Annotated in this window: 15 protein-coding genes; 5 read left to right on the forward strand and 10 right to left on the reverse strand. The window is 72.2% G+C overall.

From position 1 onward, the window contains the following. Window positions 1-74: 74 nt before the first annotated feature. The 3 genes from ACLJPY_RS17460 to ACLJPY_RS17470 are packed head-to-tail and all read right to left on the reverse strand — an operon-like array spanning window position 75 to window position 3,158. Window positions 75-1,637: an ABC transporter permease gene (locus tag ACLJPY_RS17460; protein WP_410589696.1), complete on the reverse strand. Its 1,563-nt coding sequence runs from the start codon at window positions 1,635-1,637 to the stop codon at window positions 75-77. After that, a complete protein-coding gene (locus ACLJPY_RS17465; RefSeq protein WP_410589697.1) occupies window positions 1,634-2,542 on the reverse strand; it encodes an ATP-binding cassette domain-containing protein in 909 nt (302 codons plus the stop codon). Before ACLJPY_RS17465 ends, ACLJPY_RS17460 begins: the two co-directional genes overlap by 4 nt. Before the next feature lies 1 nt (window position 2,543). After that, a complete protein-coding gene (locus ACLJPY_RS17470; protein ID WP_410589698.1) occupies window positions 2,544-3,158 on the reverse strand; it encodes a TetR/AcrR family transcriptional regulator in 615 nt (204 codons plus the stop codon). A gap of 235 nt (window positions 3,159-3,393) precedes the next feature. On the opposite strand from ACLJPY_RS17470, the gene ACLJPY_RS17475 reads away from it, so the two are divergent. Continuing rightward, the gene (locus ACLJPY_RS17475; RefSeq protein ID WP_410589699.1) at window positions 3,394-6,627 is read left to right on the forward strand and encodes a S8 family serine peptidase; all 3,234 of its coding nucleotides are present in this window, start codon (window positions 3,394-3,396) and stop codon (window positions 6,625-6,627) included. 55 nt (window positions 6,628-6,682) lie between these two features. On the opposite strand, the gene ACLJPY_RS17480 is transcribed toward ACLJPY_RS17475, so the two are convergent. Next, complete coding sequence (locus tag ACLJPY_RS17480) at window positions 6,683-7,846, reverse strand: ROK family protein (protein ID WP_410589700.1); 1,164 nt, start codon at window positions 7,844-7,846, stop codon at window positions 6,683-6,685. A gap of 98 nt (window positions 7,847-7,944) precedes the next feature. Here ACLJPY_RS17480 and xylA point away from each other — a divergent pair, with 98 nt between their 5' ends. After that, complete coding sequence (xylA, locus tag ACLJPY_RS17485) at window positions 7,945-9,093, forward strand: xylose isomerase (RefSeq protein WP_410589701.1); 1,149 nt, start codon at window positions 7,945-7,947, stop codon at window positions 9,091-9,093. A gap of 10 nt (window positions 9,094-9,103) precedes the next feature. On the opposite strand, the gene ACLJPY_RS17490 is transcribed toward xylA, so the two are convergent. Together ACLJPY_RS17490 and ACLJPY_RS17495 are read right to left on the reverse strand one after the other, a co-directional pair. Then, the gene (locus ACLJPY_RS17490; protein ID WP_410589703.1) at window positions 9,104-9,772 is read right to left on the reverse strand and encodes a ThuA domain-containing protein; all 669 of its coding nucleotides are present in this window, start codon (window positions 9,770-9,772) and stop codon (window positions 9,104-9,106) included. A 5-nt stretch (window positions 9,773-9,777) separates the two neighbouring features. Then, window positions 9,778-10,239 carry a MarR family winged helix-turn-helix transcriptional regulator gene (locus ACLJPY_RS17495; protein ID WP_410589704.1) on the reverse strand — a complete coding sequence of 154 codons (462 nt, stop codon included), beginning with the start codon at window positions 10,237-10,239 and terminating at the stop codon, window positions 9,778-9,780. Between the two features lie 140 nt (window positions 10,240-10,379). Here ACLJPY_RS17495 and ACLJPY_RS17500 point away from each other — a divergent pair, with 140 nt between their 5' ends. Further along, window positions 10,380-11,564, forward strand: a complete 1,185-nt coding sequence (locus ACLJPY_RS17500) for an MFS transporter (RefSeq protein ID WP_410589705.1) — start codon at window positions 10,380-10,382, stop codon at window positions 11,562-11,564. Window positions 11,565-11,587: 23 nt separating this feature from the next. Next, on the forward strand, window positions 11,588-12,421 hold the full coding sequence (locus ACLJPY_RS17505; protein WP_410589706.1) for an aldo/keto reductase: 834 nt from the start codon (window positions 11,588-11,590) through the stop codon (window positions 12,419-12,421). 53 nt (window positions 12,422-12,474) lie between these two features. On the opposite strand, the gene ACLJPY_RS17510 is transcribed toward ACLJPY_RS17505, so the two are convergent. From ACLJPY_RS17510 to ACLJPY_RS17520, 3 genes are all read right to left on the reverse strand, one after another. Further along, window positions 12,475-13,314, reverse strand: a complete 840-nt coding sequence (locus ACLJPY_RS17510) for an SAM-dependent methyltransferase (protein ID WP_410589707.1) — start codon at window positions 13,312-13,314, stop codon at window positions 12,475-12,477. Between the two features lie 140 nt (window positions 13,315-13,454). Continuing rightward, window positions 13,455-14,552, reverse strand: coding sequence for a hypothetical protein (locus tag ACLJPY_RS17515; RefSeq protein WP_410589709.1), 1,098 nt, complete (start codon window positions 14,550-14,552; stop codon window positions 13,455-13,457). 233 nt (window positions 14,553-14,785) lie between these two features. Further along, entirely contained in the window at window positions 14,786-15,178 is a 393-nt protein-coding gene (locus ACLJPY_RS17520) for a helix-turn-helix domain-containing protein (RefSeq protein ID WP_410589710.1), read from the reverse strand. Window positions 15,179-15,322: 144 nt separating this feature from the next. Between ACLJPY_RS17520 and ACLJPY_RS17525 the strand changes: the two genes are divergently transcribed. Further along, window positions 15,323-15,733 (forward strand): hypothetical protein, encoded by a 411-nt coding sequence (locus ACLJPY_RS17525; protein ID WP_410589711.1) that lies wholly within the window; start codon window positions 15,323-15,325, stop codon window positions 15,731-15,733. Between the two features lie 50 nt (window positions 15,734-15,783). On the opposite strand, the gene ACLJPY_RS17530 is transcribed toward ACLJPY_RS17525, so the two are convergent. After that, window positions 15,784-15,951, reverse strand: a complete 168-nt coding sequence (locus ACLJPY_RS17530; protein ID WP_410589713.1) for a hypothetical protein — start codon at window positions 15,949-15,951, stop codon at window positions 15,784-15,786. Window positions 15,952-16,023: the final 72 nt, after the last annotated feature.

Genomic DNA, 16,023 nt, shown 5'->3' on the forward strand with positions numbered 1-16,023 from the left:
TTCCGGGGGTCGAACCCCCGCACCCCCGCCAGGGGGCAAGCCCCCTGGACCCCCGCCGTGGTCGCGTGCGAGTCTCATCCCACCGGGATGTCCCTGCGCCGCAAAGCGAACAGGCCTGCCGCTCCGGTCGCCGCCGCGATCGCCGCCAGCCACAGGGCCGGGGCCGCCGTGAACGTTCCGCCCGGCAGCCGCGGCAGGTGCTGGAACGGCGAGATCCCCAGCACCACGTCGTTCCACTGCAGCGCCGAACCCACCAGCGACAGCACCAAAAACGCCGCCAGCAGCCCCCAAGCCGCCGCCGCGAAGCGCGGGAAGCAGCCGGTCAGCAACACCGCCAGGCCCGTCAGGACCCACACCGCCGGCAGCTGGGCCAGTGCCGCGGGCACCAGGCCGAAACCGCTCCCGTACGCCAGGCCCGTCGCCCAGCCCGTCACCGCCAGCACGAACGCCGAGCCGGCGAAGGCGAACGTCAGGTGCGCCAGTGCCCAGCCGATGCGGCCGACCGCCGTCGCCAGCAGGGGTTCCGCGCGGCCCGCCGCCTCCTCCGCACGCAGCTTCAGCGTCGCCTGCACCGCATAACTCGCCGCGGCCAGGCCGAACAACGTCATCGTGCCCGCCAGGTACGCGTCCACCACCGCACCGCCGCCGCCCACGCGCGAGAACACGTCCGCGATCTTCCGGTTGTCCCGCAGCACGTCCGCGACGTTCTGCGCGACGCCGCCCATCAGCAGCCCGACGAGCGCCAGGCACGCGGTCCAGACCAGCAGAGAACCCCGCTGCAGCCGCCAGGCCAGCGTCAACGGCGAGCGCAGCGACGCCTTCGCCGCCGGCCGCCCGGGACGCGCCGGCAGCAGCGCCGCCCCCAGGTCGCGACGAGCGGAGAGCGCCACCCCCACGGCAACCAGGAAGCCGGTGGCGAAGACACCCAACGCCAGGACCCACCACTGTTCCCCGGCGAACGGCCGCAGCCGGTGCGCCCAGCCGATCGGCGACAGCCACGCGAGCCACGCCGCCGAGCCGCTGCTGTCACCCGCCGCGCGCAGCAGGAACGCCAGCACCAGCGCCCCGATGCCGAACCCCCGTGCGCCGCCCGCACCCCAGGTGAGCTGCGCGGCGACGGCACCCACCCCCGCGAACACCCAGCCCGCCACGGCGAAGCCGGCCCCGAGCGCCAGCGCGCCCGCCACCGGGACGCCTTGCGCGGCGAGGCCGGCCGCGGCGAGCAAGCCGAACGCCAGGCACGCACCGCAGGCGGCGAGCACCGCCGCGACCAGCCCGGCGTGGCGGCCGACGACCGTCGCCCCGGTGAGCTCACGGCGGCCCGCTTCCTCCTCGGTCCTGGTGTGCCGCACCACGGTGAGCAGCGCGATCAACGCCGCGACGACCGGGACGAACCCGCACTGCCACGCCAGCAGGTTGCCGGTCGACGAGCCGTAGAGCGGGCCGTTTCGCACGACGAAGGTCGCGCTCGAAGCGTTGACGTCGAAGAAGTGCTGCCGCGCCGCGGCATCCGGGTACGCCGCCTTGATCGACGACAGGTAGCCGACGGGCGCGAGCGTGAGACCCAGGATCCAGACCGGCACCAGGAACCGGTCCCGGCGCAGGATCAGCCGCAGCAGCGCCCCGGTCCCGGTCACCGCGCCGCTCCGGCCGGCTCGTCGTGGCGGTAGTGCCGCAGGAACAGCTCTTCGAGCGTCGGCGGACGGCTCACCAGGCTCCGCAGCCCCGCCTCGGCGAGGTGCCGCATGACGTCGTCGAGCGCGGGCTGGTCGACCGACAGGTGCACGTGCGAGCCGTACCGGCTCAGGTCGTGCACACCCGGCAAGGCTTCGAGTCCCGCCGGGACGTGCGCGAGCGACGCGTCGATGGTGATCCGGCCCAGGTGCCGCAGTTCGTCCAGGGTCCCGGATTCGACCGTGCGCCCGGCCCGGACGATCGTGACGCGGTCGCACAGCGCCTCGACCTCGGAAAGGATGTGCGACGACAGCAGCACCGTGCGGTCGCCGCGTTCGCGCTCTTCGGCGACGACCTGCCGGAACACCTCCTCCATCAGCGGATCCAGCCCGGACGTCGGTTCGTCGAGGACCAGCAGCTCCACATCGGACGCCAGCGCGGCGACGAGCGCGACCTTCTGCCGGTTGCCCTTCGAGTACGTCCGGCCCTTCTTCCGCGGGTCGAGGTCGAAGCGCTCGACGAGCTCCGCGCGGCGAGCGGTGTCGAGGCCGCCGCGCAGCCGGCCGAGCAGGTCGATGACCTCGCCGCCGGTGAGGTTCGGCCAGAGCGTGACGTCGCCGGGGACGTACGCGAGCCGGCGGTGCAGCTCGGTGGCGTCGGTCCAGGGGTTCCCGCCGAGCAGGGTGGCGCGGCCGCCGTCGGCCCGCATCAGCCCCAGCAGCACGCGGATCGTGGTGGTCTTGCCGGCGCCGTTCGGCCCGAGGAACCCGTGCACCTCGCCGGTGTGGACGGTCAGCTCGAGCCCGTCGAGGGCCCGGGTCCGGCCGAACGCTTTGGTGAGGCCTTCGGCGGTGATCGCGTCGGCCATCTCATTCCTCCCGTTGGTAGGCGGCCAGCGCTTCGCGGGCCTTTTCGAGGACTTCGGAGGTGGCGAGCGGGTTGAGGAACAGGTGCCCGGCGGCCGCCGACATCCGCAGCATCGCCTCGTTCGTGCCCGGTTCCTCGCCGAGCGCCCGGGCGACGTGGTCCTGCAGGATCATCAGCCCGCCGGTCATCGCGGCGAGCGCGGCGGCGACGCCGCGTGGATCGGGCATCTCCAAGCCCTCCTCGCGGAAGTAGCGCTCGGTGCTGTCGACGATCTCGGTGAACTGCGCGGCAGCGGCTTCGGACCCGTCGATCAGCGCGCGGCCCAGGTAGCGGCGGTAGCGCAGCTGGCGGGCGTCGAACGACGGCAGGAACCCCGGGTTCGCGGCGCCCTTCGCGAGCACTTCCTCCTTGAACTTCACCAGCTCGTCGAAGACGTACGTGTCGCACGCCTGGCGCAGGCCTTCCTTGGAGCCGAAGTGGTGCCGGATCAGGCCGCCGGACACCCCGGCTTCCCGGGCGATGTCGAGGATCGACGTCTTCTCCATGCCGCGCTCGGTGAAGAGGTCGATGGCGGCGTCGCGGATCCGGGCCCGCGCGGTCAGGTCTTCGGCGTTCATCAGCGTCCTATACGTACGTGTAGTCGACTACACGTGAATATAGTCCGCTGCACGCACGTATAGCAAGGCGCAGCTTTCACGCGAAAGCCGCGGTTCGGGTGGCCTCCTAACCGGGCAGTGCATTACTCCATTTGGCTCGCAACCAATTGCGGTCTATGGGCTAACTGTCTGATTGCTACCGAAGATCCCGGCCTGTGTACTGCTCGGACGCACATCTTCACGAAGGGTCGTTTCAGTGACACAGCACAGATCGCGCTGGAGACGGCGGGCCGGGATCACCGTCCTCGCCACCGCACTCGGCGCCTCCGTCCTCGGCGTCGCCGTCCCGGTGGCCTCCGCCCAGCAGGCCCCGCCGACCAGCGGCGCGGCCGACGGCAAGACCCTCGACGAGCACGACCGCGCGCTCGTCGCCGAAGCCGAGAAGGCCGGGAAGCCCGACGTCACGCTGCTGATCGCCGCGGAAAAGGGCCAGACCGGCACGGCCGTGAACGAGCTCAAGGCCCTCGGTGGGGTCGTCCAGTCCACCGACACGAAGCTCGACTACGTCAAGGTCAGCATCCCGCCGGACAAGGCCGAAAAGGCCGCGAAGCTCAAGTCCGTCAACGCCGTCGACGTCGACGGGCTCATCCAGCGCGACGACCCGAAGCCCGACGGCGCGACCACCCCGCTGCCGCAGCCGGCCCCGGGCAAGAACACCCCGCGCGTCAACCCGTACCTGCCGACCGGGGACACCTACGCGGCGCAGTTCGGCCAGGTCCTGCCCAACTGGGACGGCAAGGACACCACGGTCGCGGTGCTCGACTCCGGCGTCGACCTCGACTCCCCCGCGCTGGCCACCACCAGCCACGGCGAACGCAAGATCGTCGACTGGTACAACGCCAACGCCACCAACTCCGGTGACGGCACCTGGGTGAAGCAGTCCACCGAGACCTACACCGGCACCTTCACCGCGAACGGCAAGACGTGGACGGCCCCGGCGACCGGCGGCCCGTACACCTTCGGCCTCTTCAGCGAGACCGCCGGCGACCTGGGGGCCGCCGACAGCGAGACCGGCGGTGACGTCAACCGCGACGGCGACCGCGCCGACTCCTGGGGCGTGCTGCTCGACAGCGCCACCAAGGAGGTCCGCGTCGACCTCAACGGCAACGGCGACTTCACCGACGAAAAGCCGATGACCGACTACAACAAGAAGTACGACGTCGGCTTCTTCGGCACCGACAACCCGGCGACCGACATCGCCGAGCGGATGGCCTTCGTGGTCCAGACCGACAAGCCGGGCTACGTCGGCATCGGCATCGCCGGTGCCGAGCACGGCTCGCACGTCGCCGGCATCGCCGCGGGCAACGACCTGTTCGGCGGCAAGATGGACGGCGCGGCTCCGGGCGCGAAGGTCCTGGCCGTCAAGGTCTGCCTCACCAGCTCCGGCTGCACCTCCTCCGGCCTGATCGACGGCGTCGTCTACGCGGCCAGCCACGGCGCCGACGTCATCAACATCTCGATCGGCGGCCTGCCGGCCCTCAACGACGGCAACAACGCCCGTGCGGAGCTCTACAACCGCACGATCGCCGAGTACAACGTCCAGATCTTCATCTCGGCCGGCAACAGCGGCGCCGGGGCGAACACCGTCGGCGACCCGTCGGTGGCCACGGACGCGATCTCGGTCGGCTCCTACATCACCAAGGAGACCTGGCTGTCGAACTACGGCTCGGTCACCAAGAACGCCGAGTCGCTGCACCCGTTCTCCTCGCGCGGCCCGCGTGAAGACGGCGGCTTCAAGCCGGACATCATCGCGCCCGGCGCGGCCATCGCCACCGTCCCGCGGTGGGAGGCGCCGAGCCCGGTGCCCGGCACCTACACCCTGCCCGCCGGCTACGCGATGCTGCAGGGCACGTCGATGGCGGCGCCGCAGGCGACCGGCGCGGCGGCGCTGCTGGTGAGCGCGTACAAGGCGACGCACAACGGCCAGCGGCCGCCGGTGGCGCAGCTGCGCGCGGCGATCAAGTCGACCGCGCGGTTCGTGCCGGGCATCGGCGCGTACGCCCAGGGTGCCGGCCTGTTCAACGTTCCCGCCGCGTTCGTGGCGCTTTCACTGAACCCGAAGCCGGACGCCGTTTCGACGTCGGTCGAGGTGCACACCGCGCTGTCGGGCCTGCTGGCCAAGCCGAACACGGGCGTGGGCATCCACGACCGCGAGGGCGTGACGGTCGGCAAGGCCTACACCCGCACGTACACGATCACCCGCACCACGGGCTCGGCGCACCCGGTGCCGTACTTCGCGCGGTGGGTCGGCAACGACGGCACGTACTCCTCCGGCTCGACGGTCGTGCTGCCGCTCAACACGCCGGTGAAGTTCGACGTGAAGGTGAACCCGAAGAGCGCCGGGGTCCACTCGGCCCTGCTCTACCTGGACAACCCGCTGACCATCGGCATCGACGTGCAGACGCTCAACACGGTCTTCGCGCCGCAGGAGTTCGTGGCCGGCCAGGGTTTCCAGGTCGACAACGCGGGCAAGGCCGCCCGCAACCAGGCGACCAGCTACTTCGTGCGGGTGCCGCAGGGCGCCAGCGCGCTGAAGGTGGACCTGGACGCCGGCGCCGGCGCCCCGGGCAAGGGCCAGGTGCGGTTCCTGCGGTACGACCCGACCGGTGTCCCGGCCGAGGCCAGCACCGCGACGACCGCGTGCTACCTGCCCGACGCGGGTGCGGGCTGCGCCGGCGGCACGCCGACCAGCCGGACCATCGCCAACCCGCTGCCGGGCGTGTGGGAGATCGTCGTCGAAGCGCGGCGGACGTCCGATGTGGACGAAGCGCCGTACAAGCTGTCGGCTTCGGTGCTGGGCACGGCGATCTCGCCGAACCCGGACACCATCGCCTCGGCCACGCTGGGCACGCCGATCTCGCGGTCCTACACCGTGCAGAACACGCTCGGCACGTTCACCGGCAAGCTGACCGGCGCCACGCTGGGCAGCGCGAAGACGCAGCGGCCGACGATCACCGAAGGCACGCAGCAGCAGTACCAGATCGCGGTGACGCCGGGCTCGACGTCGCTGACCGCCACGATCGGCAGCCCCGCCGTGGTGGGCACGGACCTCGACCTGGTGCTGTACAACTGCACGACCGGTTCCTGCGTGCAGGCGGGCGTCAGCGCGGACGGTGACTCCGAGGAGTCGGTGACCGTGCCCAACCCGGCGCCGGGTGTGTGGGTCGCGCTGGTCGACGGGTACGCGGTGCCGGGCGGCACCACGGCCTACGACTACCTCGACGTGTTCACCAACCCGGCGTTCGGTTCGATCGCCGTGACCGACGCCAACGCCCCGCGCGCGTCGGGCAGCTCGTGGACCGTGCCGGCGACGGTGACGGCCACCGCCGCCCCGGCCGCGGGCCGGACCCTGCGCGGTCAGCTGACCGTGCAGACCGACACCGGTGTCACGGTCGGCTCGTCGCTGGTGCAGATCACCGCGGTGAGCTAGTCCGGCAAGTCCGTGAAGGCCGCCTCGAGAACCTTCGAGGCGGCCTTCACGCTGTCTAGGCTTCCTGGGCCCGGGTGACGAACGGGGCCGGATCGGCCAGGACGCGGTGGATGACCCGGCCGGCCGCGCCGAGGGTGGCCGCGTCGCCGCCCAGGCGGGAGGCCGTCAGGACCGGGGGCGTTCCCCGCAGGCCGCCGAGGCGCTTGGCCAGCACCTCGGACACCGGGCCGGACAGCCACGGGTACAGCTGCGTGAACACCCCGCCCAGCACGATGCGGTCCAGGTCCAGCAGGTTCACCGCCGAGGTCAGGGCGATGCCGAGGGCGCGCCCGGCCGCCGTGCACGCCGCCAGCGCCGTCTCGTCGCCGCGTTCCAGCGCGGCCAGCAGCGCCGGCACCGAGACGGCTTTTCCCGCCGCCAGCAACGCTTCCTGCCCGGCGTAGGTCTCCAGGCAGCCGGCGCCGCCGCAGCGGCACGGCGAGCCGTCCGGGGCCACCACGACGTGCCCCAGTTCACCGGCCAGGCCCGTCGCGCCGGCGTACAGCACGCCGTTCACCACCAGGCCGGCACCGATGCCGATTTCGCCGGAGACGTAGAGGAAGTCGCGTTCGCCGTCGCCGTACCAGAGCTCGCCGAGCGCGGCGAGGTTCGCTTCGTTGTCCAGCTCGACCGCGACCGGCAGGCGCAGCAGGTCGGCCGGGCGGACGTCCTGCCAGCCGAGGTTGGGGGCGCTGAACAGCACGCCGTCGCCGACCGGGCCGGACACCGCCAGCACCGCGCCCGCGGCCTCGAGCCCCAGCCGGTGGGCCTCGGCGAGCGCGTCGGCGGCCAGCTCCTGCAACTCCCCCATGACCTTCTTGGGCCGCGATCCGCGGTTGTCGCGTTCGCGGCGGGCGGCGACGCGGACCTCGCCGGTGAGGTCGAGCACGCGCGCGGCGAGGTAGGCGACGTTGATTTCCAGGCCCAGGGCCGCCACGCGGGCCCCGCTGAGCACGACTTCCACGCCCGGGCGCCCGCGTTCGCCCGCCCGCGCCGGGCCGGTCTCGGCGAGCAGGCCGGCGTCCACCAGGTCGCCGACGAGCTTGCTCACGGTCGACTTGGTCAGGCCGGTGACCTCGGCGAGCGCGGCCCGGGTGAGCGGGCCGCCGCGGCTGACCGCCCCCAGCACGACCTCGAGGTTGCGGGCGCGCATTCCCTCGTGCCGCACGGCCTGCGTCATCGTGTCCTCCCGCGAAGACTGTAACCGGGCCCTCTTGACGCCCGGGACCACCGCGGCGCATATTTAGTCTACAACGTGAACTAAATGAAGGGACAGTCATGAGCGACTACGCTCCCCAGCCGGCCGACAAGTTCACCTTCGGCCTCTGGACCGTGGGCTGGCCCGCCAACGATCCGTTCGGGGTCGCGACGCGGGCCGCGCTGGACCCGGTCGAGAGCGTGCACCGGCTCGCGGAGCTCGGCGCCTACGGCGTGACCTTCCACGACGACGACCTCCTGGCCACCGAGCCGGACCGCGAAAAGGCGATCGAGCGGTTCCGCAAGGCGCTCGCCGAGACCGGCCTCAAGGTCCCGATGGCGACGACGAACCTGTTCACCCACCCGGTGTTCAAGGACGGCGGCCTGACCAGCAACGACCGTGACGTCCGCCGGTACGCGCTGCGGAAGGTGCGCCGGAACGTCGACCTGGCCGCCGAGCTGGGTGCGGAGACCTACGTCGTCTGGGGCGGCCGCGAAGGCGCCGAGTCGGACGCGGCGAAGGACGTCCGCGCGGCGCTGGACCGCTACAAGGAAGGCCTCGACCTGCTCGCCGACTACGTCGTCGAGAAGGGCTACTCGCTGCGCTTCGCGCTGGAGCCGAAGCCGAACGAGCCGCGCGGTGACATCCTGCTGCCGACGATCGGGCACGCGCTGGGCTTCATCTCGCAGCTCGCGCGCCCGGAGCTGTTCGGGCTCAACCCCGAGGTCGGGCACGAGCAGATGGCCGGGCTGAACTTCGTGCACGGCATCTCGCAGGCCCTCTGGCAGGGCAAGCTGTTCCACATCGACCTCAACGGCCAGCACGGCCCGAAGTACGACCAGGACCTGATCTTCGGCCACGGCGACCTGAAGAGCGCGTTCTTCCTGGTCGACCTGCTGGAGAACGGCGGCTACGACGGCCCGCGGCACTTCGACTACAAGCCGCTGCGCACCGAGGACGCCGAGGACGTCTGGGTGTCGGCCGCGGCGAACATGCGGACGTACCTGATCCTCAAGGAGAAGTCGGCGAGGTTCCGGTCGGACCCGGAGGTCGTCGAGGCGCTGGCGGCCTCGCGAGTCCCCGACCTGTCGACGCCGACGCTGGCCCCGGGCGAGACGTTCGACGACGTCCTGAACGACGAGTTCGACCTCGACGCGGCGGCCGCGCGCGGCTACCACTTCACCCGGCTGAACCAGCTCGCCCTGGAGCACCTGCTCGGCGTCCGCTGACCGGCCTCCGCTACGCCGCGGGGACTTCTCCCGCGGCGTAGCGGATCGCGCCCAGCAAGAGGGCGCGGAAGGCCGGGTCGGCGTAGGACTCGGGCGGGTGGCCGAGCCCGGTGTAGAACGCCCGGCCGCGGCCCTGCGGGTGGCACCACGTGATGGGGTGGTCCGCGCCCATCCCGCCGCCGGTGTAGCTGGATTCGTCCAGCGACTGCAGCACCCGCACCCGGCCACGCGGGTTGGCGCGGAAGTCGTACAGCTCGTCGGTGCGGGTCCACACGGGCGGCAGGTGCGCGGTCGCCGGATGGGTGGCGTCCTCGGTGACGAACCGGGCCGGCTGGATTTCCGGGTGGCGGTCGAACCAGGCGCCCACCAGCTGTCCGTACCAGGGCCAGTCGTACCCGGTGTCGGCGGCGCCGTGGACGCCGACGTAACCGCCGCCACCCTCCACATAGGACTCGAACGCCGCCTGCTGCGCCGCGTCCAGCACCTCGCCGCTGGTCGACAGGAACACGACCGCGGTCGCGGAGAGCGTCGTGAACACCGACGCGTCCTCGGTCGCCGTGACCTCGAACCCGTGCGCCGACCCCAGTTCGCGGATCGCTTCGACGCCGGCCGGGATCGAGTCGTGCCGGTACCCGGCCGTCTTGGAGAACACCAGCACCCGCACGGGAGGTCCCGGCACGCCGGTCACGCCGGGGCCGTCCCGCGGAAGCTGAGCGCGCCGAGCGCCCCGACCAGCGGAGCCAGCTCCGGCAGCGCCTCCGCCTCCGCCAGCGCCTCGGCCAGCGCAGCGTCGTGCGTCGGGCGCGCCACCGTCAGCAACGCCTGTCCCGCCGGCGTCACCTCGGTGTAGATCCCCCGGCGGTCGTCCGCGCACAGGTAGCGGGCCAGGAGCCCGCGGCTCTCCAGCCGCGTGACCAGCCTCGTCGTCGCGGACTGGCTCAGCACGACGGCGTTCGCGAGCTGGTTCATCCGCAGGTGGAAGCCGTCCTGGCGGGCCAGCACGTCCAGGACCGTGAACTCGCTGACCGAGAGCTCGTGGTCGCGCTCGAGGGCGCGCTGCAGCCGGTCTTCGATCCGCGCGTGCAGCGCGGCCAGCGTCCGCCAACCCTGCGCGCGGGCTTCGACGGCGTCGTCGTCCAGTGACACGGTTCACCACTCCCCGGCTTGCGGCCGCCACTCGCGGCGCGGCACTATCAAGCGTGTGCAATATACGGCGCCTGCAACTATCTCGGACGCTCGTAGTTGCCAACGCCCGTAATCAGTCTACTCCGGGAAGAAGGAAGTCCATGCCCGCCGCCCTGCTCGCACTGGCGATCAGCGCTTTCGGGATCGGCACCACCGAGTTCGTGATCATGGGCCTGCTGCCCGAGGTCGCGGCCGACTTCGGCGTCTCGATCCCGTCCGCAGGCCTGCTCATCTCCGGCTACGCGCTCGGCGTCGTCGTCGGGGCGCCCGTGCTCACCGCCCTCGCCTCGCGGGTGCCGCGCAAGACCGTGCTGGTCGCGCTGATGGGCCTGTTCATCGCGGGCAACGTGCTCTCGGCCCTCGCGCCGAGCTACGGCCTGCTGATGACCGGCCGGGTCGTCGCGGCGCTGAGCCACGGCGCGTTCTTCGGCGTCGGCTCGGTCGTCGCCGCGGCGCTGGTCGCCCCGGCCAAGCGGGCCGGCGCCATCGCGCTGATGTTCACCGGGCTGACCGTGGCGAACGTGCTCGGCGTGCCCGCCGGCACCGCGCTCGGCCAGGCCTTCGGCTGGCGCTCGACGTTCTGGGTGGTCAGCGCCCTCGGCGTCGCCGGGGCGATCGGCATCCTCGCACTGGTGCCGCGCCAGGACCCCGAGCCGGGCGCCGGCCTGCGCGGCGAACTCGCGGTGTTCCGCCGCCCGCAGGTGTGGCTCGCGCTGGTGATGACCGCGCTCGGCTTCGCCGGGGTGTTCGCGTCCTTCACCTACATCGCCCCGATGATGACCGAGGTCGCCGGCTTCTCGAGCGGCGCCGTCACCTGGCTGCTCGTGCTGTTCGGCGCCGGGTTGTTCGCGGGTAACCTGCTCGGCGGCAAGGCTGCGGACCGCAGGCTGATGCCCAGCCTCTACGTCATCCTCGCCGCGCTGGCGCTCGTGCTGGTGGTGTTCGTGTTCACCGCGCACGCGAAGGTGTCCGCCGCGATCACCATCGTGTTGTTCGGCGCGGCCGGGTTCGCCACCGTGCCGCCGCTGCAGGCCCGCGTGCTGGCCAAGGCCGAAGGCGCCCCGGCGCTGGCCTCGGCGGCGAACATCGCCGCGTTCAACCTCGGCAACGCCGGCGGCGCGTGGCTCGGCGGCCAGGCCATCGACGCCGGCTTCGGCTACACCGCCCCCAACTGGATCGGCGCCGGGCTCGCCGCGGCGGGCCTCGCCGTGGCGCTCTTCTCCGGCCTGCTCGACCGCAAGGCCCCGGCAAGTTTCGACGCCGGGGAACGGGTACTCGCCCGATGAACCACCCACCGAAAGGACCCCTCGTGACCAGCGTGCCCGTGATCGAACTCAACAACGGCGTCCGGATGCCGCAACTCGGCTACGGCGTGTTCCAGGTCCCGGACGACGAGACCGCCACCGCCGTGAAGGCCGCACTGGAAGCGGGCTACCGCAGCATCGACACCGCCGCCGTCTACGGCAACGAAAAGGGTGTCGGCCAGGCGATCGCCGAGTCCGGCATCGCCCGCGACGAGCTGTTCGTCACCACGAAGCTGTGGAACTCGGCCCAGGGCTACGACTCGACGCTCAAGGCGTTCGACGAGAGCATGCGGAAGCTGGGCCTGGAGCAGCTGGACCTCTACCTGATCCACTGGCCGACCCCGGCGCGCGAGAAGTACCTCGACACCTGGAAGGCGTTCGAGAAGCTGCACCAGGACGGCCGCGTCCGCGCGATCGGCGTCTCCAACTTCCAGCCCGCGCACCTCGAGCGCCTGCTCGACGCCGCCGAGGTCGCGCCCGCCGTCAACCAGGTCGAGCTGCACCCGTACCTGCAGCAGCGCGAACTCCGCGAGTTCGACGCGAAGCACGGCATCGCGACCGAGGCGTGGAGCCCGCTGGCCAAGGGCGGCAGCCTGCTGGGCGACCCGATCGTGGCCGAGCTGGCGGTGCAGCACAGCCGCACGCCCGCGCAGATCGTGCTGCGCTGGCACCTGCAGCTGGGCAACGTCGTGATCCCGAAGTCCGTCACGCCGTCCCGGATCGAGGAGAACTTCGACCTGTTCGGGTTCACCCTGACGGAGGAGGAGATGGAGTCGCTGACGCCGCTGGACCGCGGCGAGCGCACCGGCCCCGACCCGGACACCTTCAACGCCGCCTGACCCGGACCCGGACCGGAGCGCCCCAAGGCGGCCTTGGGGCGCTCCGGCAGGGCTCAGCGCTTGCGGGCGACTCCGCCCAGCGTCAGGAAGTTCAGTTCGCCCAGCTGGTGCAGGCGCGGACCGTCCGGCCACCATTCGTGCAGGTAGACCAGCCCCGGCCGGAGCAGCTCGGTGCCGTCGAAGAACCCGGCGATCTGCTCGCGCGTGCGGTGGACGCTGCCCAGCCCGGTGCCCTGGAAGCTGGTCTCCAGCAGCCGCGCCAGTTCCTGGCGCGGGGAGTCCTCTTCCGGGTCGAAGTTGTGCGTGAGCAGCAGGAACGACCCGGGGGCGAGCGCGTCGACGTACTGGGCGACGATCCCCTTCGCGCGGTCGTAGTCGTCGATGTGGTGCACGATCGAGGTGAGGATCAGCGCCACCGGCCGCGAGAAGTCGAGGTGCTCCTGGACGACGTCGTCGGCCAGGACTTCGGCCGGCCGCGTCAGGTCCGCGCCCGACACGTGGGTCAGGTAGTTCTCTTCGAGCAGGGCCCGGCCGTGCACCTGCACGACCGGGTCGTTGTCGACGTACACCACCTGCGCGTCCGGGTTGTACCGCTGCGCCACCTCGTGGGTGTTCTCCGACGTCGGCATGCCGGAACCCAGGTCGAGGAACTGGTCGATGCCGCGTTTGCCGGCCAGGAACCGCACCGCGCGCACGAGCCAGTCGCGGTGTTCCTTCGCCATCGCGCGGGCACCCGGCGCGATGGCCAGCAGCCGCCGCATCGCTTCGCGGTCCACCTCGTAGTGGTCGTGCCCGCCGAGGAGCGCGTCGGACAGCCGGGCCAGGCTCGCCTTGCTGAAATCGAGCGCGGCCGCACCGCCCCCGGTTCCGGACCGCAGGTCGCCAGGCGTCATCGGCTGCTCTCCCACTCTGCGCGTGGTGACGACACCCCTGCCCGGGTGCGCTCACCGTGTCCGGCGACGGACAGTGCTCAGATTACGACATGCGGTGCACCAAGTGAACCGGGCACGAGGGCCTTACCTGCCAGGGAGAACTACCCGAACAGGAGGGCACGCCAGGTGCTTCCCCCGTCCGTGGTCCGGTACACGGCGGAGCCACCGTCCGCGTCCGGCTGCCCGTCGACGACGACGCCGGTGCCACCGCCGGGGAAGTCGAGATCGGTCAGCGCCAAGCCGCGCTCGGACAGCGCGAGCGTCGTCCAGGTGCGCCCGCCGTCGGCCGTGTGGTGCAGGAAGCCGACACCGCCGCCCACGGCCGCGACCGTCGCCGACGTCGGCGAGGCCGCGTCGAAGCCCTGGTTGATGCCGTCGAACGGCGCCGGGCCGTCCTCGCTGAACCGCGCGCCGAGCTGCGCCGCGTGCCGCAGCTGCCGCTCGGTCGAGCCGGGCTGCGGCGAGCCGGGACTGCCGCTGCACAACGCCACGACCTGGCGTTCGCGCACGCCGGCGAGCGAGGCGACCGAACCCTCCGGGCACGGCGGATCGGCCGGGGTGAACCGGGCACCGTCGCGGGAGGTCCAGTACTGCTCGGTGCCGTAGTCCGCGCCGAGCGCGACCTGCAGGCCGCCGCCGACGGCCAGGTCGCCGTAGGTGAGCCCGCCGGTGACCGCGAACCCGGGCACCGGGGCCAGCGCCGGCGAGCCGGCGGTGCCCGAATACAGCAGGGTCGAGCCGCGGCCGTCGCCGTAGGTGGTCAGCACGGCGAAGACGCGGCCGCCGGTCTCGGCGATCTTCGACAGGTAGTAGGGCTCCCGGGCCCCGGTCAGTGCGACCGGCTGCCAGGTCGTCCCGCCGTCGCGCGTCACGCGCACGTGGACGCCGTCGCTGACGTAGGCGAGGCCGTCGCCGAAGACCCGCAGGGCGACGTGGTTGTGGTTGTCCGGCAGCGACACCGGCGGCGCGCCCAGCCGCCGCCAGTGGCGGCCGGCGTCGGTGGTGCCCAGCAGCACCGGGCACCACGTCCCGGCGCACGGCCGGTACCCGAGGACGTACCCGGTCTCCGGCCCGGTCCAGCTCGTCGACGCGGGCCGGAACCCGGACGGGACCACGGTCGAAGCGGTCGCGGGCGAGGCGAACGCGGCCAGGAGGGCGAGGACGGACACCAGCAGCGCACAGCGCCGGGGAGTTGTCATGATCACCTGACGCCCCGCGGGGTGCGGGGGTTGCCCACCCGGACACCGGTTGCGCCGCCCGGCTCAGCGCCGTGCGCCCGGCCGGGTGGCGGAACCGGCCACGTCCTTTTCCCGCATCGGCCGGTCCCGCGTCGGCGAGGCCGCCCGATCGAGGAGCGGTCCGGCACCGCCGAGGACGTCGACCGCTCGGCGCGTCCCGGTGTGGGTGCCCGGCGGCCCGGCCGGGAGCACGATCAGCCCGGACCCTCCGCGACCGAGGCGATCCGGCGCAGCAGGTCGGCGGCCGCGGCCAGGTCACCGAGCACGATGATCTTCACCGTGGCGCGCTCGCCGTCGTGGATGGTCTCGACGCGCAGCCGCCCGTTCGCCGAGGCCGCGGCCACGGCCGCGATCCGGTCGGCCGTCGCGCGGTCGGCACCGGCGATCTCCGCGACCGCCGACAGCTCGGCGGTCCGCTCGGCGGCCGGCAGGCCGGTGAAGGCCGCCAGGTCCGCGGCCGTGATGCGGTACTGCTTGCCGATCCGGACCGCCTTCAGCCGCCCGTCCCGCACGTAGTTCCGGACCGTCCGGACGTGCAGGCCGAGCTTCGCGGCGACCTGCTCGACGGAGAGCACATCCGGCCTCATGATTCCGCAAACTACCCCGTCCGTGTGTTAGCAGGGAAGTTTACGGAGTGCGCGGTTCGCTCGGGCGGGTGACGGGTACTCCTCGTGTTGTTCCTGTTCGCCCAGATACGTCCACATCGGACAGTCGAAAGGACGGCGCCGACGATGCCGTATCCCCCGCCCCCGGAGCCGTACGAAACGCCGTACGAGCCCGCACCCGCCGAAGAGATCGTGGAGCGCACCCACCCGCGCATCCGGGCCGTGCGCACGGTCAACGCCCTCATCCACCTCGTCTGCGCGGTGTTCGCGCTGGTCCTGGCCCTGCACATCGTGCTGGTGCTCGGCGGGGCGAACTCGGCGAACGGCTTCGCCCACCTGATTTCGCAGTGGTCGGCGGGCGTTTCGCTCGGCCTGCGGAACCTCTTCACGCCGGACTCCGAGGGGCTGCGGACGTTCCTCAACGACGGCCTCGCCGCCGTCATCTGGCTCGTCATCGGCGCCATCCTGACCGACGTCATCACGCGCATCGGCGTCCCCGGCCCGCGCCGGGTCTGGTACCGGCGCAGCTACCGCTGACTTCCCGGACACGAAGAAGGCCTCCCCACCCGGGGAGTCCTTCTTCGTCATCAGAGCTGGGGCTGCTGCTCGGCCACCGGTTGGACGGGTTCCGGCTCGGGTTCCGGCAGCGCCGCGCCGGCGGGATCACCGCCGCGGGGTGCGGGAACGCCCTCGGCGGCGGTCGCGTCGAAGTGTTCACGGCACCAGCGGCCGTAGCGCCTGGCGTGCACAGTCATCGCGTTCACCTCCTCTCCACGGGCGGTCCTCGGCACACCCTCAGCGTCCTCCGCCGCGGTGCGGGAAGCCAA

It is taken from the genome of Amycolatopsis sp. lyj-23, from assembly GCF_046549135.1.
GTDB lineage: Bacteria > Actinomycetota > Actinomycetes > Mycobacteriales > Pseudonocardiaceae > Amycolatopsis.

What these genes read in the sequence shown, in the direction of transcription:
- ACLJPY_RS17465 (WP_410589697.1), bottom strand. Translation starts at nt 2,542, where the DNA reads ATGGCCGACGCGATCACCGCCGAAGGCCTCACCAAAGCGTTCGGCCGG.
- ACLJPY_RS17470 (WP_410589698.1), bottom strand. Translation starts at nt 3,158, where the DNA reads ATGAACGCCGAAGACCTGACCGCGCGGGCCCGGATCCGCGACGCCGCC.
- ACLJPY_RS17480 (WP_410589700.1), bottom strand. Translation starts at nt 7,846, where the DNA reads ATGACGCAGGCCGTGCGGCACGAGGGAATGCGCGCCCGCAACCTCGAG.
- xylA (WP_410589701.1), top strand. Translation starts at nt 7,945, where the DNA reads ATGAGCGACTACGCTCCCCAGCCGGCCGACAAGTTCACCTTCGGCCTC.
- ACLJPY_RS17500 (WP_410589705.1), top strand. Translation starts at nt 10,380, where the DNA reads ATGCCCGCCGCCCTGCTCGCACTGGCGATCAGCGCTTTCGGGATCGGC.
- ACLJPY_RS17510 (WP_410589707.1), bottom strand. Translation starts at nt 13,314, where the DNA reads ATGACGCCTGGCGACCTGCGGTCCGGAACCGGGGGCGGTGCGGCCGCG.
- ACLJPY_RS17515 (WP_410589709.1), bottom strand. Translation starts at nt 14,552, where the DNA reads ATGACAACTCCCCGGCGCTGTGCGCTGCTGGTGTCCGTCCTCGCCCTC.
- ACLJPY_RS17520 (WP_410589710.1), bottom strand. Translation starts at nt 15,178, where the DNA reads ATGAGGCCGGATGTGCTCTCCGTCGAGCAGGTCGCCGCGAAGCTCGGC.
- ACLJPY_RS17525 (WP_410589711.1), top strand. Translation starts at nt 15,323, where the DNA reads ATGCCGTATCCCCCGCCCCCGGAGCCGTACGAAACGCCGTACGAGCCC.
- ACLJPY_RS17530 (WP_410589713.1), bottom strand. Translation starts at nt 15,951, where the DNA reads ATGACTGTGCACGCCAGGCGCTACGGCCGCTGGTGCCGTGAACACTTC.